This is a genomic window from Methylolobus aquaticus (assembly GCF_054172105.1).
Genome location: NZ_JBSYXP010000001.1, coordinates 341,120 through 361,332 on the forward strand (window position 1 = coordinate 341,120; position 20,213 = coordinate 361,332).

The 20,213-nt window shown below is 62.7% G+C and carries 15 protein-coding genes; 5 read left to right on the forward strand and 10 right to left on the reverse strand.

From position 1 onward, the window contains the following. Window position 1 precedes the first annotated feature (1 nt). The 3 genes from urtB to ACW73L_RS01590 all read right to left on the reverse strand — a co-directional run bounded on the left by urtB (window position 2) and on the right by ACW73L_RS01590 (window position 4,467). Window positions 2-1,747, reverse strand: a complete 1,746-nt coding sequence (urtB, locus tag ACW73L_RS01580; RefSeq protein ID WP_498919587.1) for an urea ABC transporter permease subunit UrtB — start codon at window positions 1,745-1,747, stop codon at window positions 2-4. 68 nt (window positions 1,748-1,815) lie between these two features. After that, window positions 1,816-3,117: an urea ABC transporter substrate-binding protein gene (gene urtA, locus ACW73L_RS01585; protein ID WP_498919588.1), complete on the reverse strand. Its 1,302-nt coding sequence runs from the start codon at window positions 3,115-3,117 to the stop codon at window positions 1,816-1,818. Window positions 3,118-3,171: 54 nt separating this feature from the next. Beyond that, window positions 3,172-4,467: a putative porin gene (locus tag ACW73L_RS01590; protein WP_498919590.1), complete on the reverse strand. Its 1,296-nt coding sequence runs from the start codon at window positions 4,465-4,467 to the stop codon at window positions 3,172-3,174. A gap of 448 nt (window positions 4,468-4,915) precedes the next feature. Between ACW73L_RS01590 and ACW73L_RS01595 the strand changes: the two genes are divergently transcribed. The 3 genes from ACW73L_RS01595 to ACW73L_RS01605 all read left to right on the forward strand — a co-directional run bounded on the left by ACW73L_RS01595 (window position 4,916) and on the right by ACW73L_RS01605 (window position 10,438). Continuing rightward, the gene (locus tag ACW73L_RS01595) at window positions 4,916-5,710 is read left to right on the forward strand and encodes a hypothetical protein (RefSeq protein ID WP_498919592.1); all 795 of its coding nucleotides are present in this window, start codon (window positions 4,916-4,918) and stop codon (window positions 5,708-5,710) included. A 403-nt stretch (window positions 5,711-6,113) separates the two neighbouring features. Continuing rightward, the gene (locus ACW73L_RS01600) at window positions 6,114-9,497 is read left to right on the forward strand and encodes a response regulator (RefSeq protein WP_498919594.1); all 3,384 of its coding nucleotides are present in this window, start codon (window positions 6,114-6,116) and stop codon (window positions 9,495-9,497) included. Window positions 9,498-9,499: 2 nt separating this feature from the next. Beyond that, window positions 9,500-10,438 (forward strand): response regulator, encoded by a 939-nt coding sequence (locus ACW73L_RS01605; RefSeq protein WP_498919596.1) that lies wholly within the window; start codon window positions 9,500-9,502, stop codon window positions 10,436-10,438. Between the two features lie 54 nt (window positions 10,439-10,492). On the opposite strand, the gene ACW73L_RS01610 is transcribed toward ACW73L_RS01605, so the two are convergent. After that, window positions 10,493-10,888, reverse strand: a complete 396-nt coding sequence (locus ACW73L_RS01610; RefSeq protein WP_498919598.1) for a hypothetical protein — start codon at window positions 10,886-10,888, stop codon at window positions 10,493-10,495. Window positions 10,889-11,366: 478 nt separating this feature from the next. Here ACW73L_RS01610 and ACW73L_RS01615 point away from each other — a divergent pair, with 478 nt between their 5' ends. Together ACW73L_RS01615 and ACW73L_RS01620 are read left to right on the forward strand one after the other, a co-directional pair. Next, complete coding sequence (locus tag ACW73L_RS01615) at window positions 11,367-11,654, forward strand: DUF5132 domain-containing protein (protein ID WP_498919599.1); 288 nt, start codon at window positions 11,367-11,369, stop codon at window positions 11,652-11,654. After that, window positions 11,651-12,118 (forward strand): HMA2 domain-containing protein, encoded by a 468-nt coding sequence (locus ACW73L_RS01620; protein WP_498919600.1) that lies wholly within the window; start codon window positions 11,651-11,653, stop codon window positions 12,116-12,118. The genes ACW73L_RS01615 and ACW73L_RS01620 overlap by 4 nt, the downstream gene beginning before the upstream one ends. A 123-nt stretch (window positions 12,119-12,241) precedes the next feature. On the opposite strand, the gene ACW73L_RS01625 is transcribed toward ACW73L_RS01620, so the two are convergent. The 6 genes from ACW73L_RS01625 to ACW73L_RS01650 all read right to left on the reverse strand — a co-directional run bounded on the left by ACW73L_RS01625 (window position 12,242) and on the right by ACW73L_RS01650 (window position 20,000). After that, window positions 12,242-13,495, reverse strand: coding sequence for a VOC family protein (locus tag ACW73L_RS01625; protein ID WP_498919601.1), 1,254 nt, complete (start codon window positions 13,493-13,495; stop codon window positions 12,242-12,244). A gap of 189 nt (window positions 13,496-13,684) precedes the next feature. Then, window positions 13,685-16,021, reverse strand: a complete 2,337-nt coding sequence (locus tag ACW73L_RS01630) for a cytochrome P450 (RefSeq protein ID WP_498919602.1) — start codon at window positions 16,019-16,021, stop codon at window positions 13,685-13,687. Beyond that, window positions 16,000-17,178 carry a glycosyltransferase family 2 protein gene (locus ACW73L_RS01635; RefSeq protein ID WP_498919603.1) on the reverse strand — a complete coding sequence of 393 codons (1,179 nt, stop codon included), beginning with the start codon at window positions 17,176-17,178 and terminating at the stop codon, window positions 16,000-16,002. Before ACW73L_RS01635 ends, ACW73L_RS01630 begins: the two co-directional genes overlap by 22 nt. 46 nt (window positions 17,179-17,224) lie before the next feature. Further along, entirely contained in the window at window positions 17,225-17,776 is a 552-nt protein-coding gene (locus tag ACW73L_RS01640) for a hypothetical protein (protein WP_498919604.1), read from the reverse strand. 118 nt (window positions 17,777-17,894) lie between these two features. Next, a complete protein-coding gene (locus ACW73L_RS01645; RefSeq protein WP_498919606.1) occupies window positions 17,895-19,190 on the reverse strand; it encodes an MFS transporter in 1,296 nt (431 codons plus the stop codon). Window positions 19,191-19,346: 156 nt separating this feature from the next. Beyond that, window positions 19,347-20,000 (reverse strand): lipocalin family protein, encoded by a 654-nt coding sequence (locus ACW73L_RS01650; RefSeq protein ID WP_498919608.1) that lies wholly within the window; start codon window positions 19,998-20,000, stop codon window positions 19,347-19,349. Window positions 20,001-20,213 lie beyond the last annotated feature (213 nt).

Sequence of the window (20,213 nt, forward strand, 5' to 3'; positions counted from 1 at the left end):
CTCAGCCCTCCGCCGCGCGCCCTTTCTGCGGGAACAGTCCCCGCGGGCGTTTCTGGATGAATACGATGATGAAGATCAGGATCAGGATCTTGGCGAGCACAGCCCCGGCAAAGGGTTCGAGGATCTTGTTGGCAACGCCCAGCGTCATACCGCCGACCAGCGTCCCCCACAGATTGCCGACGCCACCGAACACGACCACCATGAAGGAGTCGACGATGTAGGCCTGCCCGAGGTTGGGGCCGACGTTGGTCAACTGGCTGAGGGCCACACCGGCGACGCCGGCGACGCCCGAACCAAGTCCGAAGGTCATGGCATCGACGCGATCGGTACGGATTCCCATGGCCTTGGCCATCGATCGATTCTGGGCGACCGCTCGCACTTCCAGCCCCAGACGAGTCTTCTTCAGGATCGCCAACAGCGCCCAGAACACCAGCAGGCCGAACACGATGATGTAGAAGCGGTTCAGCGTCAGCGACAGGGCACCGTTGATTTCAACCGAGCCGCTCATCCACGAGGGCGTCGCCACGCTGCGGTTCAGCGGCGAAAAGATAGACCGGACCACCTGCTGCAGAAACAGGCTGACCCCGAAGGTCGCCAGCAGCGTTTCGAGAGGCCGCCCATACAGGAAGCGGATGATGCCGCGTTCGATACCGATGCCGACGAGGCCGGAGAGCACGAAGGCCGCCGGGATCGCCACGAACAGCGACCAATCGAGGTGCTCGGGCATCAACAACTGCACAACATAGGTGGTGTAGGCGCCCAGCATCATCAATTCGCCGTGGGCCATGTTGATGACCCCCATGACGCCAAACGTTATCGCCAGTCCGATGGCTGCCAGCAACAACACGGCGCCCAGGCTGAGGCCGAAGAACAGCGTCTCCGCCAGATGATTGAGCTGGAGCTTGAGTTCCAGGTTACTGATCACGGCGGCGGCAAGATTGCGGACATCGGCGTCCGGTTCGATAAAGCGGCCGTCCTCTCGTGTCTCCACCAGTTCGGCGAGCTTGTTGCGAACCTGCTGGTCGAGATTCCCTTCCAAGGCGCGGATGGCCTGCAGGCGCGTTGCCTTGTCCGCGCTGCCGATGTCGGCTAGCGCGAGTGCCGTGCCGATCGCGGTACGAACACCCGCATCCTTCTCCAATGGATAGCGTGCGCGGAGCAGGCTAGTCGACTCGACATCCGCCTGTTCGGTGAGGGCCTGCACGGCTTGCAGGCGTTGCCCGGCATCCTCGGCGCCCAGTTCGCGTCGCGCGATCAGCCGCTTCACCGCGTTGCGGAGCGTGTTGTTGATGGCGATCTTCTTGATATCGAAGCGGCCAGCGCTGCCCGCGGATTGACCGGATTCGAGGTCGGTCAGATCGAAACCATCGCCAGTCGCGGTGCCGGAGACGATGCGGCCGCTGGCCTTGACGACATAGAGGCGGTTCTCCAGCAGTGCATTCAAAGCTGCCAGGACGCGCGAATCATCGACCGTGGCCAACCGCTCGATCGCTTCCGGCAAGTCCACCGTGGGCGCGTCCTTCAGACGCGATAGGGCATTGACGAAGGCGGTCGATTCCGACTCGGCCTTGACCAGCGCCGGAGTCAGTAAGCAGCCGATGATGATCCAGAGTCCCAGCCCCCAGGACCGCCGTCGAGGAGGTGGGGAAGGGCGACCACCGCCAACACTGGCGGGAAACCGTGAAAAAGTCGTGCGATACGTCAAGATGTCGGCCTCCTTGGTCCCGATTCGAGGTTCCGATTTCATCGTGTGGCCGCTCGCCGCCACCCGGCTGGCCACGGAGGGCCCGTCCGGTGGCGGTGGGGCGAGCCGTCTCAGTATTTCTGACCGGAGCACTTCTTGGTCTTGGTGTTGTAGTTGCCGCAGCTGATCGGCGGCGTCCAGTCGGCCACGATGGCTTTGCTCTCCGGCAGGAAGTCGGACCAGGCATCGCCATCCACCAGGCCTTTGGTCTGCCAAACGGTCTGAAACTGGCCATCCTCCTGAATCTCCCCGATCAGCACCGGCTTCGAGAGGTGATGGGCCTTGTTCATCTTGGCGATGCCGCCAGTGAGGTTGGGGAACTCGGTGCCGATCATGGCCTTCTCGACGGCGTCGGTCGCCGTCGATCCGGCTTTTTCGACCGCCTTGACCCACATGTTGAAGCCGATGTAGTGCGCTTCCATCGGGTCGTTCGTCACCCGTTTGGCGCTCTTGATGAAGGTCTGCCACTTCTTGATGAAATCGACGTTCTCGGGCGTGTCGACGCTCATGAAGTAGTTCCACGCCGCGAGGTGTCCGACCAGCGGCTTGGTGTCGATGCCGGAAAGCTCTTCCTCGCCGACCGAGAAGGCGACCACCGGCAGCTTGTCGGCCGCGATGCCCTGATTGCCGAGTTCCTTGTAGAACGGAACGTTCGCATCGCCGTTGATGGTCGATACCACCGCCGTCTTCTTGCCGGTCGAGCCGAACTTCTTGATCTCCGCGACGATGCTCTGCCAGTCAGAATGACCAAACGGGGTGTAGTTGATCATGATGTCCTTGGGCTTCACTCCCTTGGCCTTCAGATAGGCCTCCAGAATCTTGTTGGTCGTGCGCGGATAGACATAGTCGGTTCCTGCCAGGACCCAGCGTTGCACCTTCAGGTCGTTCATCAGATAGTCGACCGCCGGGATCGCCTGTTGATTCGGAGCCGCCCCGGTGTAGAAAACGTTCTTCGACGATTCCTCACCCTCGTACTGGACCGGATAGAACAGCAGGCCGTTCAACTCCTCGATCACCGGCAGCACGGACTTGCGCGACACCGAAGTCCAGCACCCGAAAATCGCGGCTACCTTCTCCTTGGACAGCAACTCCCGTGCCTTTTCTGCGAACAACGGCCAGTTTGATGCGGGATCGACGACCACTGCCTCAAGCTTTTTGCCCAGCAGTCCCCCCTTCTTATTCTGCTCCTCGATCAGCATCAGCATCGTGTCTTTCAGCGTCGTCTCGCTGATCGCCATCGTGCCGGACAGTGAATGCAAAACGCCGACCTTGATGGTTTCTGCGGCCTGGGGCGCCGTAGCCGGCAATATGGTGGTTAGCGAAACAAGGGCGAAGCGGGACAGGGCTCCGCGAATTGACGTGATTCTCGTCATGGATGAGATGCTCCTGGTTGCGATGGTATTGATGAGGTTGGGATGCCAGAGCGGTCAGATCTGCATCTGAAAGCCCAGCGAAATAGCCGTGGAATTGCCACCCGTCGCGGTGGTCGTGTAGTCAAGGCCTTTGGTCAGCAGGCTGCCGTATTGTCCCAGCAGGGAAATACGCAGGTTGTGGCCATCGATGACATAGTTCACGCCGCCTTCGAACATGTTGCGATCCGGGCTGTTGATCGGCGCGACCTCGACATACCGCACATACGGCTGGAACTGCCCGATCCAGACCTTGTTCGGGATCAGATACATCAGGCTGGTGTCGATCGCGTTACCTTCGAACATCGGGAACGAGTTCGCGTAGCCATTAGCCTTGTCGGCCAGGCGCGCCGCCATGTCGTACCCGTGGATCCCGTAGTTCTTGTACTCCCCGTTGAAGGTGATGACACCCGAGTCGCCTTTGTCGAAAGGCATCTCGAACAGGAGATCCACCGAGGTGGCACGCAGGTTGCCCGGGTTGAGCCGGTTGCCGGCGCCTTCCTCCTGGTATTGGTTGCTGGCCGCGAGTGTCAGGATGTCGCCGCCTTTACCGTAATAGGTGCCCGAGGTGTAGTAAGCGGGATTCTTCTCGACGTCGAGGAAGTTGTAGGCGACACGCTGCGCGTACAGCAGATTGGCATCGTGGTTGGCGCCGCCATTCAAGCCATTGAAGAACCCGAAGGCATATTTGAGGCGCTTCTCGTAGAACTCACCCCAGGCCGTTACACCGTCGTCGCGACCGAATGAACCGGCGGAGATACCGCCGCCCGCGAACACCGGGAAGAAATCGGCCGAGATGAAAGGCGTGCCGGTGATGAAGCCGTTCTGCGAGGAATCGCCTGCCGAAGCGAAGGGCATATAGGTCGGAGAAAAGAACGGTCCGTTCATCTCTCGCCGCTCGGCCGGAACCAGCATGCGGCCGACCCAGACATTGAACAGGGGATGCACATCGAATTTGGCGATGGCGTCGAGCACGCGGACTTCGCCCCCGTCGTTACAGGTCTGGCAATCGGTGTTGAACTCCAGTTTGAAGTATTCGTGCAACTGCGCATTCAAATAGATACGCATGTTGTCGATGTTAAAGTTGTTCGATGACTTGTTGTCGGTGAGCCCGGACCCGCCCGACAGCGAACTGAAACTGGTTCTCAGCCCCAAGCCGATACTGATCCACTTGGTGTCGTCAATCTTGAATGTGGCCCCGGCCTGTGAGGTGGGCGAGTGTCCCAGCGATGCCATGGCCAGCGCTGCCGACAGCAGCGCCGTCGGCTTCATCCGCTCTCTGATTGATGCGCCGAAGTATCGGACTTTTGTCATTGCGATAACCCCTTGGTCGACAGATTGACAGTCAGTGCCGAACCCAGAATGGAACCCGCTTCGAGACGCCGTCCGGCGTCGGAAGGCACCGGAAGGAACGTACCGATACGGGTTTAAGTCTTTGTTCGTACGGGGCTAATTAGAGTTTGGCAACGGGCGCCGCTCAATACGTCAAATGACGTATGGGAGACGATATCGGCATGGTGTCCAATACACGGCTACTTGCTGCGAGGCGGTGGCGCGAAGGCGCTCCTTCCCGGGATTGAGGTCGCGGGAAGGAACGCCACGGACTGCCCGCGACCCCGATCCGGGAACGGCTCGAATCGTGCTGGCGCAGGTCATGGCTGTTGCGTGAACATCAAAGAAGAGAGTGCTTATGCGTGCAATTCCTCCGCTTCTTTCGGCGATCGTCCTGACGTCCTGTGCGACGGGGAACCGGCCTGAGGGCATGATCCCGCTGCCCAACTCCGTCAGGAGTATTCGCCTGCAATTGACTTCCGAGCAACTGGGGCCCGCGTCCGCACTGGGCCGGACCAGCGAGCTTTCCGCGGCGATTGGCCGCAATCTGCGATCTCACGGCTACCCGGTTTACGACGATGATCCTGTCCGGGGCGGCCATGCCGCGTACACGCACGTAATGGGCGCGCGCGTCTCGGCGCCCGAGAAGCGCAGCACCCCGCCGGGGCTGTCGTTTACCTTCGGCAGCTCCGATCCGCGCGCGCTCGATTTCCAGAAAGCGGACGTGGTGTCGATCACCTGCCTGCTGGGCTCCGTCGAGAAGCCAAACGAGGCGGTCACCTTGAAAGGTGATTTCGCGCTGGAGGTGGGGCTCGGCAATTGGCTCCAGGCGCGCCGCGCGCCCGCCTCGATGGCGTTCTATACCGATCGTATCGGCACGGTTTGTCTGAATCTGCTGGCCAATCTGGGAATCCTGAAGGCGCCAACGCCCGAGAGTGCGACCCAGGCGCCCTGGACGCCCGAGGTGCGGGTCGAGGTCCGGGACAAGCCGGGTAGCGTCGATGACGACGTTCTGCCCTGGGTTTCATCCCCGGCTCCCACCGCAACGGCCGAGCCCACCCCGGTGCCGGTCAATCAGGTCGCCGTGCCGGCGGCGGCACCCGTATCGGCCTCCGATGATGTCAAGACCGAGGTCCGGACACCGCAGATCAGCGATCGCAAGCAGGTCGTCATCCACAGCCGCGGCAACCCGGTCATCCTCGAGTTCGGCTACGAGCGCAAGTAAGCCCATCGTCCGGGGTGGGGCGTTTTCCGGTCGCCTCAGCCGAGCGGCTGAACCGGTTTGGTGCGAATCAGGAGGTTCCCTGACCTGAGGTAGTGCAGGACCTGAGAGTGCGGGCCAGCGGCGACACCCGGGGAGTCGCCGCCGCGAGAGTCTGCGCAAACTCAGCCGACTATTTGTTGAGTCAGTGACTGGGGTTTGGATTAGGCGCGGGGCCGATAGCGTCGCCAGGACGGTCGCGGGCCTGTAACTTGCTTGCCACAAATTGTGGCGACGCTCGCCAGCGCTCAAGCTGCATCATCCGCCGACGGGCTGAGGTCCGGGGCTTGGGAACTGACTCAGGCCGGTCACAACGCCAGCGCCCGGAACGAACCCCCGGCACCATCCACCGTCCAGGAACCTTTTCGTGAGGGTATTCAGCCAGCAGTCCGTAGCCAAAGTCCGCCGCGACTACAACGCCTGGGTCGCGGACGAGACCCTCGAAGATTATGCCCTCCGCTTTGCACCGCGTTCGTTCCGCAAATGGTCGGAGTTCAGGGTCGCGAACACGGCCTTCGGATCCGTCTCATTTCTGGTACTCGAAGCGATCGGCGGTTCGCTGACCATCAGCTACGGCTTCACCAATGCCTGCAGTGCCATCCTCGCCGTCGGCCTGATCGTTTTCCTGACCGGGTTGCCGATCGCCTATTACGCGGCGCGGCACAACATCGACATGGACTTGCTGACGCGCGGCGCGGGGTTCGGCTATCTGGGGTCCACGATGACCTCGTTGATCTACGCGGCCTTCACTTTCACGCTATTCGCGTTGGAAGCGTCGATCATGTCGCTGGCGCTGGAACTCTATTTTCACATCCCCATCGCGCTGGCTCACGTCATCAGCGCCCTGGTGATTATCCCCCTGGTGGTTTACGGCATCACCAACATCAACCGTCTGCAGTTGTGGACGCAGCCGATCTGGTTGCTGTTGCTCACGCTCCCATTCGTCGCGGTCTTCCTCCGCGAGCCTGGTGCGCTGCAAGGTCTTGGCGCGTTCGGAGGTCATGGGGAGCACCCGGCGGCATTTGACTGGCTGAAGTTCGGGGCCGCGAGCACCGTGGCGTTCTCGATGGTGGCGCAGATAGGCGAGCAGATCGACTTCCTGCGCTTTCTGCCGGACAAGACGCGGAACAACCGCTGGCGTTGGTGGGCCGCGACCATCATCGCGGGTCCCGGCTGGATCGTGTTCGGCATCATCCGGCAGTTGGGGGGGGCGTTTCTGGCCTACCTGGCGATACAGCACGGCGTGAGCGCGGATCATGCACACGAACCCAGCCAGATGTACCTGATCGCCTACGGCTTTGTATTCGCCAATCCCCAGATCGCGCTGACGGCGACCGCGGCGCTGGTGGTGGTCTCACAGATCAAGATCAATGTCACCAACGCCTATGCAGGTTCGCTGGCATGGTCGAACTTCTTCTCGCGCCTGACCCATAGCCATCCGGGTCGCGTGGTGTGGCTGGTGTTCAACGTCGCCATCGCACTGTTGCTGATGGAGTTGGGCGTCTTCGGTGCGCTGGAGCGAGTGCTTGGCCTGTTCTCGAACGTCGCGATCGCCTGGATTGGTGCCCTGGTGGCCGACCTGATCGTCAACAAGCCCCTTGGTCTCAGCCCCGCCGGGCTCGAATTCAAGCGGGCCTATCTGCCCGACATCAATCCGGTCGGTGTCGTGTCGATGCTGTTTGCGTCGGCCCTGTCGATTGCCGCTTACCTCGGATTGTTCGGTGACATCCCCCAGGCATTCTCCGCGTTCATTGCTCTGGGCACTGCGTTTGCACTGGCTCCGGTCATCGCGAAACTGACGCGTGGCCGCTACTACCTCGCACGCGACCGGGGTCACTGGGGGGCGGCCAGCCCGGAGGCTGCCTGTTGCATCTGTGGTAACCAGTTCGAAGCCGAGGACAAGGCCTATTGTCCGGCTTACCAGGGTACGATCTGTTCGCTGTGCTGTACCCTGGATGCCCGCTGCCGCGATGCCTGCAAACCCGGTGCGCGGTTGGAAGACCTGTTGCGCCGCTTGGCGGAGCGCTGGCTTCCGAGACGCCTCTCGCCAGAGTTCAAGTATCGCCTGAGCCAGTTCCTGATGCTCTATCCCATTCTGGCCGGCACGATGGGGCTGTTCATCGGCGTCATCTACTACCAGGACATACTGGCTTTGGCCGACCGGCAGGACACCTCGGTCTCTTTGCTCTACAGCAACTTCATCAAGGTCTACTCGTCCTTGCTGGTGTTCCTGGGACTCGGCACCTGGTGGCTGGTACTGAACAATGAGAGCCGGCGCGTGGCCCAGGAGGAATCCAATCGCCAAACGGGGCGTTTGCTGCGGGAGATCGACGAGCACCGCAAGACCGACGCGGAGTTGCAGCAGGCCCGACAACTGGCTGACCGCTCAAACCAGGCCAAGAGCCGGTTTCTCAGCGATATGAGTCACGAAATCCGCACGCCCTTGAACAGCATCCTGGGCTATGCCCAATTGCTCAAGAAGGACCCGCGCATACCAGAACACCGGCGCGATGCGGTGGAAATCATCGGGCGGAGCGGTGAACACCTGTCGCGCCTGGTCGACGACATTCTGGACATTGCGCGCATTGAAGCCCGGAAATTCGAGCTGAAGCGTAGCGTGTTCGATTTCCCGGCGCTGATCGAGCAAATGGTGCGCATGTTCAAGCCGGTGGCTGAAGCCAAGGGTCTGGCCTTCCGATGTCAGATCGTCGACCCCTTGCCGCGCCGGATTCGGGGGGACGAGAAGCGGGTCGGACAGATCCTGATCAACCTCCTCAGCAACGCCGTGAAATTCACGGCTTCGGGGGAAGTCCTGTTGCGGATCGGCTGCACTGGGGAAGTGGTGACGATACACGTCGTGGACACGGGCGAGGGGATTCCGCTCGATCAGTTCGAAGTGATCTTCGAACCGTTCAAGCGCTTGAATAGCCAACACGGGAATGCCGCTTCCGGTACCGGCCTCGGGCTCACCATCAGCAAGATCTTCGCGGAGATCATGGGCGGTGAACTGAGCCTGCAAAGCGATGTCGGCCAAGGCACGACCTTTTCGATGAAACTGTTTCTGCCCTGCGTCGAACACCATGGCGCGCCGGAGCAGGAGGCCGCCGTCGTGGGCTATGCCGGGCGGCGCCAACGTATTCTGATCGTGGATGATCAGGCGGAGCATCGGGCTCTGCTCCGTTCCATCCTGACCCCCCTGGGTTTCGTGTTGAGTGAGGCGGCGTCCGGAGCCGATTGCCTGGTCCAAGCCTGCCGCGACAGACCGGACCTCATTTTGCTCGATCTGGTGCTGAACGACCTGCACGGTGTCGAGGTGGCCCGCCGCTTGCGAAGCTCGGGGAACAAGATGCCGATCATCGTCGTCAGTGCCAACGCCTACCAGAGCGACCGCCGTGAGGCGATCTCGGCTGGATGCGACGATTTCATCGCGAAGCCAATCCAGATTCGCGAACTCCTGTGTCAGATCAAGCTGCACCTCAACCTGGACTGGATCGCCGAGTCCGACGCCTTGGTAGACATCCCTCCCAGCGTGAGTGCGCAGGCTACGGAGGAACCCATGCTCATGCCCAATTCGATCCAGTTGGCGCGGTTGGCAGCCGACGCGCGAATAGGTGACCTCCGCGCGCTGACGGAACGTTTGCGCGTGCTCGCCTCTGACGATGCCCGGTATCTGCCGTTCGTCAACCGCGTCCAGAGCTTCGCGAAGGACTTTCGATTGGGGGACATCAAGCGTTTCCTCAACGGCGGTTGAATATGGCGAGTTTGCACCCCCGCAGCGCCGGTACCGTCATGATCGTCGATGACGCACCGGCCAATCTGGCCTTACTCTCCGACGCGCTGGAAGATGCGGGTTACCGTGTGCTGGTAGCAACGGATGGCCCCTCCGCGCTGGAGCAACTGTGCTGTGTCAGACCGGATGTGATCCTGCTCGATGGCGTGATGCCGGGAATGGACGGCTTTGAAGCTTGTCGGCGCATGAAACTGGATCCGGCCACCCGGGATATCCCAATCATATTCATGACCGCTCTGGGCGACCTGCACCATTTGCTGCGCGGTTTCGACGAAGGCGCCATCGACTACATCGTCAAACCGCTCAGAAACGACGAGGTGATCGCGCGTGTCGGTGCTCACGTCGCGCAGGCTCGGATCGCCCGGAGGGCAGAGCAGGCGCTGGAGTACAACGACTTGGCAGCGGTGGCGATCGACAGGTATGGTCGGATCACCTGGCTGACTCCCTCAGCCCGCCACTGGTTGCGCGCGGTAGCTGCGGCCCCGGTCGGGGCCGATGCAGCGGATTTTTTCGAGCGTTTGCCGGAGCCGCTGTCGTCCTGGGCGCGGCAACAAATCGAGGCAGGCGAAGAGTCCCCCTTCAGCTTGCGACAGCGCGGTGACCATTTCACGGCCCGCATGGGTGATGGACGGATCGAAGGTGAGCATTTGGTGTTGCTGCAACGTCGTTCGGGCGAGTGGGACCTGAATTCCGTCAAGGACCGCCTCGGCCTGACCTTCCGCGAGACCGAAGTGCTGATGTGGATCGCCCGCGGCAAAACCAACCGTGACGTCGGACAGATACTCGGAAGCAGCCCGCGCACCGTCAACAAGCATCTCGAGCATGTGTTTTACAAACTCGGAGTGGAGACCCGGAGTGCCGCCGTTGCCTTGGTGTTGGATCAGCTACAGCAGGTCCGGTGACGTCGCCAAAAGGGCGATCGGCGGCGCGCCGCGGCCGACCACTCTCGTTTCGAGTTACTCGATGACGATGGAAGGTAGCTTGCCCAACTCGTCCGGCTCGGCCCCAGCCGCCGGGTAGCCGTAGATGAACTGCCCGTAGGCCGGACTCACGTAAGTGACGTTCAAGGCCGCCGCGGGTTGCTCGCCCAATTGCGGATAGCTATGGATGGCGGGACCGTAGGCCAGGCTCTGGTAGGAAATTTGGGGACTTTCGATCGCCGTCGGGGCAAGTGCTCCGGCGTACCCGTGTAAACCGAAATTGACCGCGAAGGAGTCATAGAACACTGTGCTTTCCTGCGTGGTCGCCACCGGCGAATTCCGCACGTGCATATCAGCGATCGGCGTGGTAGCCGAACACGTGGCCAATAGCGCCACGATGATTGACTGGCGTTGGTAACTTTTTTTCTTCATTGCACTCTCCTGATGACGGGACCGTCAACTGGCGCACCGAAGCTTTGACATGCGGGAGACCCTGGCGGTTCCGATGGCAATCCCGAGAACGATGGTGCGTTGCCTTCGAATCGCTGCGAATCGTCGGCTGAGCCAGCCTGACCGCAAAGGATAGGACAGGCCGTGCGCCCCGCTGGCCGTTCCCGATTGTGGCCCAGGCGTTGCGCGCGGTTGCCGGGGCGTGTGCGCCGGGCGCCAAGGGCTGCACGTCACGAAACCGTAACGCCCGGCGGTTACCGTTACCGGCCGGCCGCACGCTTCCGCTGCGTCAGGAATCGAGAGATGAAGACGTTTGCGTCTCCGGCCCCATCCTTGGAAGGGCGGCCCAGGTGCGTTGGGTCCCGACCAGATCCGGGCTGCAACGGGTCCTGCGCGCTATGCCGCCGCCGGTTTTTCTGGTTTACTCTTACGCGATCCGTACGCTTGAGCTGTGTTGAGCATGCCTAAAATTTCTGAATTGATTCAAAACGATATTGCCCGCGGTGTCGCGATTGGCGTGGGTGTTGCCGCGGCGGGAGCATTCCTGCTGCCGGCGGTGCGCCCGGTCGCGCGTGCGGTGCTGAAGACCGCCATCCTGTCCTTCGAGAAGGGGCGTGAGGTCGTTGCCGAGGCTGGGGAAGCCTTTGAGGACATCGTCGCGGAGGTGAAGGCGGAACTGGCATCCGAACGCCTTGGCGTCGCCGAGACGGTCTCCGAGGCGGCAGCCGAGGTGGTTCAGCCGGAATGACCGAAGGTCTGGTTTCGGCCTACCTTGTTCACGCGCTGCCCGGGCGCATTCGTCTGAGAATCCCCCACAAACGCGGTGACGTCGCCTATTTCGCCGGTCTGGCACAGGTACTGTCGCGCGAACGGATCGGCGATGCGTCGGTGAACGCGGTCACCGGCAGCGTGCTGCTCCGGGTCCCCGTCAGGCTCAAGCCGGACGAGTTGGCCTTGTCGGCCCGGAAGCTCGCGCTGTTCGACCTGCGTGAACCGGAGCCCCTGGGTGGCCGCAGCCCATTAGTGACGGCCGCGGCGGGACTCCATGGGGTCGACGGGTTGTTCCTGCGCGCGACAGGCGGATATCTCGACGTCAGGTCCGGCGTCTTCATCGCGCTGCTCCTGCTCGCGGGACGACAGATCTACAAGGGCCAGTTCATGGTGCCCGGATTCACGTTCCTGTGGTACGCGCTGAACCTGATGATGGAGTGAGCCGAGGCCACCGCCTGCCGACTCGCTGCCGCACAGACGAATGGGTGACGCTTTCGTGTAGAACGTGAGGCTCGCCGGTTCGGCCAGGTCATTCGGAACCGGCGGCCAGATCGCTGCCGAGAATCAAGTATCCAATACGGCGCTGGAGGCTTCAGCCTGAAGGGCTTGCAGGCTTTCCTCGACGCCCGCGGCGTGCGTCAGTTCGGACACGTTCTGCTTCGTGAAGAATCCGCGGAAGTCGTTGAAACGCTGCACGTACTCGATGATCAGCGAGGAGTGCTCCGAGGCGCTCGAAAAGATCTGCTTGAGTCCCTCTTCCTGCGAGCCGATCACCTCGAGCAGGAAGTCCTTGCCGGCTTCGCGAATCGAGTCCACGACATAGTCGATGTTGGTCTTTCCGGCCCGCTCACCGTCGGCCACGGCGAACGCGATGTGATGAAGCCGCGGTCCGTAGTTGCGCACGAAGTTCTCGGTGGGTGACGGCAGCTGCAGCAGGTGATTCACGAAATAGGGGTAGTTCGCGGCCGTGAAGACCTTGGCCGGGCTCACGCGCTCCTCTGAATGGTGAACGCTCTTCGTCACGTTCGTCGACGAATTCTGGTCGACGATGTCGTAGGAGCCCCAGTAGTAATAGCTCGACAGGCTCAGGAACTCGAGTATCGCCGCCTCTCGGTTCTGGCTGTAGACGCGTGTCGCGAGGTGATCGATCGGCAGGATCAGATCCTCGATCTGGAGCTTTTTCTGCAGTTCCTTGGCGGCGAGGTAGGATTCCTGCACGTCGCTGCGGATGCTGCTGATGCCCAGCGAATAGACGCGCAATTGGTCGAGCGGTCGTTCCCAGTAGCCGAGGATGTTGTGGGTATACGGCGACGGCTTGACCACGGCCATGTTGCCCGGCAACTCCAGTTTGCGGATCTGGTCCTGCGTGAAAAACCGGATCTCGCGCGCCTGCTGCTGTTCGACGACTTCGTGCAGATTCGTGACGCGGAAGACCTCGCCCATGTAGCGGGAGTTCGGTTTGTGCGCCCCGATCGGATAGACCTCGTTGAGGCTGCGGAAGACGCCGCGCGTGTTCGGGTCCTTAACTTCGCGCACCAGAATGTCCGGCGCGTTCATGTCCACTCGCAGCACGTGCGTGTGGTGCGATTCGGATTCCAGCGTGACGAGGTAGTGGTACGGCGACATCAGGCACAGCTCGCCGACATACGCGGCCGAACAGCCGGGTTCGACCGTGATCATCATGACGTCGATTTCGCGGATCATCTCGGTCAAGCCGACGCGATCGCGTTCTTCAAGCAGGCGTTCGAGGTATTCCTCGAAAAATGCGGAATTCTGTTTGTCGCCGTTTCGTTGGAAACTCAGCGATAGGGAGGTCATCGGAGTACTCCTTTCACTTTCGGATGTTGCGGTCTTCAGATGTTGAGCGAGCCCTGGCCAGCCGGCGGAAACGCGGTGGGTTGACGGGCAGGGCAGAGGAGGCGCGGGCCACGGCGGGTTCGAAAGAGGAACTGGGCGCGGAGCGTAATCAGCCGACATGATCCGCTGTCGGGGCCGCCGGCGTCAAGGTCAGGGAGTCGCGTCGGGGGCTCGGCCTGGCTTGCGCGCCACGAGGAGCACCGACACCGGGCGGCTGCGCGGAGGCACTGCACGGATCCGATGGGCAAGATGAGCCAGTCCCCAGGCCAGTCCCAGGCTGAGGTGCCAGTCCCAGCGATGGGCAAAATATCGGCCGTCTCGGTCGTGTGCCGTCTTGCTCGCGCACAGGCGTTCCATCCAGTGGATCATGCCTTCGTGAGGGGAGGCGCCGAGCTCGGCCAGTTCGATGACCTCGAGCCCGCAGTGCCCAGCGAGCGCTGCAAAGGCAGGTCGGTTCCACCACGACAGATGGTGTGGCGGTGCATTAAGCAGAAAGTTCGGTAGGGCGGTCATCGGTGAGGGGTGCAGCGGGGCGCACAGGATCAAAAGGCCTCCGGGCTTCAGCGCCTCCACCATGGATGCGACGAGCCGCCGCGGCTCTGCGAGGTGCTCGATAACCTGGAATGCCGTCACGATGTCATAGGTGGCGGGATGTGCTCGACAGTGCTGTTCGGCGTCTTCCCTCAGCACCAGCGAATCCGCTTCGGCCGGAGCAAAGGGGTCCAGCCCCAGAAAGCGGGCATCGGGCACATGGGCGCGGAATGCGCCAACACCGCAACCGATGTCGAGCACGCGATCGCCGGGGCGAACATGCCGCGCTGCCCGGCGGTACTCGACCCGGGCGAGCAATTCCCGGATTAGACGCTCGTGCATATCTACGCGGGAATAAAACTCCGAATAGAACCGGGCATCCCCCTCGATGGCAGGGTGGAAGAACAGCAGCCCATCATTGGATTCATACAGACCGAGTGGCGTGTGACCCGGAAACAGGCGGGCGACATCGATCCCGGTGCCGACGCGCCACAGCGAGCGCAGCAGCGAGCGGCGGAGCACCTGAATCCGCCGTCGCGGCGCTTCCCCGGTGATGGGGCAACGCGGTTCATCCCGCTCGTCCGCCGCCTCATTGACACGCCGTGCCAGCGACAGGTAAATCTCACGGTCGGGGCGGGAGGTCAGACTGCCGAGGGGTTCGGGCTGATCCGACATCGAGGGCGTGAAGCGGAAGCGTTCGAGCAGCAAGCGGACGATCTGCTGCGATTCGAGTTCCGCGAAGCGCGCGCCGGGACACGTGCGCGGGCCCATTCCGAACGGAATGTAGGCTGCCCGAGGGCAACCCGGCCCCTGACCCTGCCAGCGCTCGGGCCGGAATTCATCGGGTCCTTCCCAGAGCTTGCGGTGGCGGTGCAGAGTCCACGGCGCAATGACGAAAAAGCTGCCTTTGAGGATGGATTTGCCGCGAAAGGTCGTCGGCTTATCGGCATCCCGCAGGAAGAAGGCAATCGGAGGGTAAAGGCGCAGCGCTTCCTTGATGAGGGCCTGCACCGCTTGTTCGGCTTCCTCTGACGCAACGGCTTCGTCGTCCTCCGCCGGGAGCAGGCTTGCGATTGCAGCCTGTCGCTCAGGCGACCGGGCAAGTTCCCAGAATAGCCAACTGAGGACCGATGCCGTCGTCTCGTGACCGGCGAGCAACATCACCGCGATCTCGTCGACTGCTCGCTCCGCCGTATCCGATTTGGGATTCAGCAACCCGGCCTCGAGGAGCTGCGTGGCGAACGGTGCGGCCCGCACGCTGTGATCCCCGTTGAGCAGCGGCGTGACGAAGCGATCCCGGATCAGCATCCGCATGGCCGAACCGATCGTTGCCAATTCCATGTGGTCGACGATGCGTGCGTGCAACGTGGAGTCGTCCGCAACCGGCAGCAGCAGCAATGGAACGGCTCGCTGGTGATATTCGAAAAACAGCTCGGCGAAGCGTTCGGACTCCTCGGGGTCGAAGGTCGCGCCCAGGGTGCACAGCGCGACGATGTCCACGGTCATCCGGGACATCTCGGTGCAGAAGGAAAGTCGTTCCAGGGCGCCGGAGCGCAGCCAGCGCTGGAAATAACGTTCCGTTACGGTGCGTGTGACCTCGACGACTACTTCATCCGGAATCGCGGCCAGCGCCCGAGAGTAAAGCTTCCGCGTCTCCCTGACTTCCGGTCCGCCCGGCTGACCGAAGACGCCCGCGCCGATCAAGGGGCGCAACAGCGCGCCGAGCGCAGCGCTTTTCGGAAAAGTGCCGGCGCGATCCTGCATGACGGTTTCGACCACGGCGGGATCGTTGGCCAGGGCGAGCGACCGGCGGCCGAGATCGTAAGTCAGCAGCCAGCGTTCGAGCGGCTTGCCTGCGATGAAGCGGAATGGGCTCGGTGCGATCCGGCGCAGGGCTCGGGTCAGCAGCGTCGAGCGCCCGACGGCGCGCCAGATCAGTGTTCGGAAGGGGGCCATGCGCCTCTCGCAACGACGGCGATAGCGGTGGGACCACCCACGCGGTAGGTCACGTGCCCCCAGGTAACCGACCGGACCCGGGCGGCGGCGATGATCATGCTCCAGTGAAAGGTATCCACCAGGGGCTTGGCGACACACAGCAGGAGTTGGAGCGGGAGGATGTCGGCCTGATCATGGTGGCCAAGCTGCACGCCGATCCGGTCGAGAAGCCGCGTCTTGCTCAGTGCCAGGCCGAACAGGACGGCGGCAGCGAATCCGGCCAGGGGTTGGCGAAAGGCGAAGGCGATGGCTACCCAGCACGCAAGTTGCACTGTGGCGGTCGTCAGCGCCAACAGCCAGAGCTGTGGCCGGTAGATCCGGACCATCTGATACTGGCGTCGCCCGAACCGCCAGGCGTCGCCCAGCTTGCATGAGAGCGGCGAAGGCACTCGCAGTATGCGGCGAAACAACACAGGAATGCCCGCTTGTCGCGCGAGCTCGCCGATCGTCAGGTCGTCCGACAAACGGCGCCGGAAATGCTCTGCCAGGGCAAGCCGATCGGCGGTCTCGCGCCGCATCGCGGTCGAGCCGCCCCAGACGGCTTGAGCCCAGCCGAGGCGAGGCAGGGTCGCAATGCCGCGGTCCAGTGCCAAGATCAGATGTGCGCCTAGTGTATTGCGTGCGATCGTCGGCCAGCGGTAACCCGAAACCACGCCATAACCCCGGTTCTTCAGCGGCGAAACCAGCGCCGATAGCCACCATGGCTGGGGCTGGATGTCGGCGTCGATGAAGGCCACGAACTCGTCCGCGGCGTGGAGCCGGTCGAGCGCGGCGGCCAGATTCGCGCATTTCTGACCGGCCCCCTGGGCGAGACCCGCAACGATGAGCTCGATCGGTAGCGAGCAAGTCGGAATGGCCTCGCAAACGCACCGGTAAGCGGGATCGTCGGTCGATTCGACGGCGATCAGCAGGCGTCGGGGCTTGAGTGTCTGCGACTGGAGCGCCGCTAGCAGCCCCGGCAAACCGTCGGTGCGCCCGGTCAACGCCATCACCAGGGTGACGGCTGCGTCCGGAACGGCAACGGGTAGGGTGAGGCCGCGCCGGAAAAGAGCCACGGCCAGAACCGACAGGGCGCCGATCATGACACCGGCCATGATCGCAAAGACTGTCCAGCTCACCGCGTGAAGGCGTGGGCGACTGGCCTCGGGGGCAGCCCGCCGCGCGTCACTCCATCAAGGGAATGCCCTTGGCCATGCCGAACTTGATGCCGGCATCGAGTTTCTGATCGGTCTGGAAGAAGCGGGCGACCTGCTTGGGATTCAATACCGCGTCGAACTTCGGCAGGTATTTTTTCTTGACGTCGAGCGCCTTTTGATCGATGTCCATGTATTCGCGCGTCATCGCCGAGGCATCCTGATCCTGCAACTTGCCGAAGCGCGCCGCGTAGTCGGCCACGAGCCGCGCCATGCGCTCGCCAAGAGCCGACATCTCGCCACGATAGGCGGTGTAAACGGGCCAGAAACGCTTTTGCTCGTCTGGCGTCAGGTCCATGACCTCACCGACGACATTGCGCCGCCGTCCCTCTTCGAGTGCCCGAGACTGGTCGAGATCCTCGAGTGCGCTCTTGTAGGCTGACTCGACCTCGGCCGAATGCGGGTTGCCGCCGAGCACCTGGTAGGGCGTTGCGGTCGTCGCGCAGCCGGACAGCAGCAGGCTGCCGAGTCCAATCGCGGTCAAGAGCCGGAAGCCGCTGGAATAAGGGACAGAACAATGCATCGTGGTTCGCTCCGTGATGATATGTCGGGAAAGCCGGCGCCCGGTCGGGCCACGGCGGCAACCGGGAAGTCTAACAGACGCAGCGCGCGGGGCGCAGCGCGTCAGGTGCGTTCAGCGATCAATGCGTCGCGATCGCCGCTGCGCGGCCGCGCTGGGCATTCACACCGCGCAGCAGCAGCAGACCCGCGATGAAGAATGACCCCGTCAGCAGCATCGCCATCCGATGATCGCCGTTCGAGATCCACGTGACCAAGCCATAGGTCATCGGGCCGAGAATCGACGACAGCTTGACCGCCAGACCCCACAGTCCGAAGAATTCGCCCGCGTGCTGGGGCGGTGACAGATAGCCGACCAGTGCGCGCGCAGCGGACTGGCTGGAACCGAGGCACAGTCCGACGAGGTTGGCGGCAATCCAGAACAACAACGGCCCCTGCGCGAGCCAGGCGATAATGACCACGGCGCACCAGCCGACCAGTGTCATGGCGAGGGTTGCGACATGGCCTAACCGGTCCTGCGCCTGTCCGAAGGCAAACGCGCCGATGGCGGCGGTAATGTTGGTCACGACCAGCAGCAGCAGCGTTTCCTTGGTCGTGAATCCCATCGCGACCTGTGCGTAGATTGCGGCGAGACTGACGACGGCCTGAATGCCTGCCTGGTAGAACACGATGCAGATCAGGAAGCGCCATAGGTCCCGATACCGTCGAGCCTGATGCAGTGTCGCCGCCAGTCGTCCAAACGTCGCGGCGTACCAGTCCGGCGCACCGCCGAGCGGTTGCGCACGCTCCTTGAGCAGCAAAAAGGTCGGCAGGCTCGCCGCGGCGAAAATCGCGGCGGTGATCAGCATCGTCGCGGGTACCGCAGCATCGGAACCGATCCCTTGCTGATCGGCCCAGTTCAGGTAGGCGAGCGAGGCGACCAGGCTCATCAGTCCGCCCAGGTAGCCCAGGCTCCATCCCCAACCGGACAGCTTGCCCATGCCGGTTTCGGTGGCCAGTTCCGGCAGGAACGCCGCGATGATGTTTTCCCCGCTGCCGAAACAGTAGTTCGACAGCACGATCAGCACCATGCCGGACGCCAAGTCACCGCGCCCGACGAGGCTCAGCGCCGCCGTGAACAGCACGCAGCCCGCCGTGGTCGCCAGCAGCACACGCTTCTTGGCGGCCCGCGCGTCGGCGTAGGCACCCAGCAGTGGTCCGGTGATCATGATCAGCGCGTAGGAAAGCCCTAGCGCCACGGTCCATGCCAGAGTACCCCAGGCCTTGCCCTCGGCGACGACGCCGACGAAGTAGGCATTGAACAGCGCCGTGATGACGACCGTGGTATAGCTGGAGTTCGCAAAGTCGTACATCGCCCAGGCCCAGACCTCTATGGTCCGGACGCCGGGCACGAGCACGCGGGTGTGGCTTACGGACATGCGCAGCGCTTCGGGCGCGGAACGGCTGAACACCGGGCGGCCTGGCGCGCTCCGCCGCCAGCACCCACCCATTCGGTGTTCATGCTCGCCCTGCTCCTGCGGGCGCTGGTGTGGAAGTGATCCTGGACGGCATGCTCATCGCGAACGGTCTCGTCGTCAGGGTTTCGCGGGAGCCGGGGCGGGGGACGGGGCCGGTTGGGTGGGCGGAGTGGGAACTGTCGCCCCGACCGGCGAACCTGCCTCCGCCGGTGGCGCGTGGCTGACCCGAATGATCTTGTCGGTGTCGAAGCCCCAGACCTTCGCCTGATGCAGGAGGCCTTGAAGCACGTCTTCCGGGAGCGTTTCCTGGCGTGACAGGATCCACAAATACTTGCGTGAAGGTCCGGTCAGCATCGCATAGCGGTAGTCGTGATCGAGGGCGAGGACGTGATACCCGCCGTAGAACGGACCAAAAAACGACACCTTGAGGCTGCCCACATGCGGGTCCCCGACAAAGCGGGCGTTGCCTTCCTCTTCCTCCCAGCGCCTTTCCTCGGTGTTGTAGCCGCGATTCAGCACCGCGATGTCGCCGTCGGGCTTCAATGTGTATTCGGCGCTGACGTTTTGCAGCCCCCTTTCGAAACTGTGGTCGAGGCGTGCGATTTCGTACCACGTGCCGAGATACCGATTCACGTCGAAGCCGGTGACAGGCTGCAGTCCTTCGGGGACGCGGGTACATGCCGCTAAGGTCGTTAGCACCACGAGGACCAGCAAGGGCGCCAACCGGCGGGCCAGTTGAGGGAGGCAGTCGGTCGCGAGATGTCGGATCATGGCGTCGAAACGGGATGGGTTGAGCGCATTGCCAGGCAAAATTTCCACTTTACTTTACCCGGAAGCTTACGCGCGGCCAATCCCGGTTTTGAGCGTAGCGCCGGTCAGGGTCTGCGTCGGGTTCTGGTGCATCCCGCGTTGCAGCGCAGTGATTTCGTGCGCACGCAACGCCCCACCGCAGAGGCGATCTTCCGCTAATCCCTCGGCGGAGCT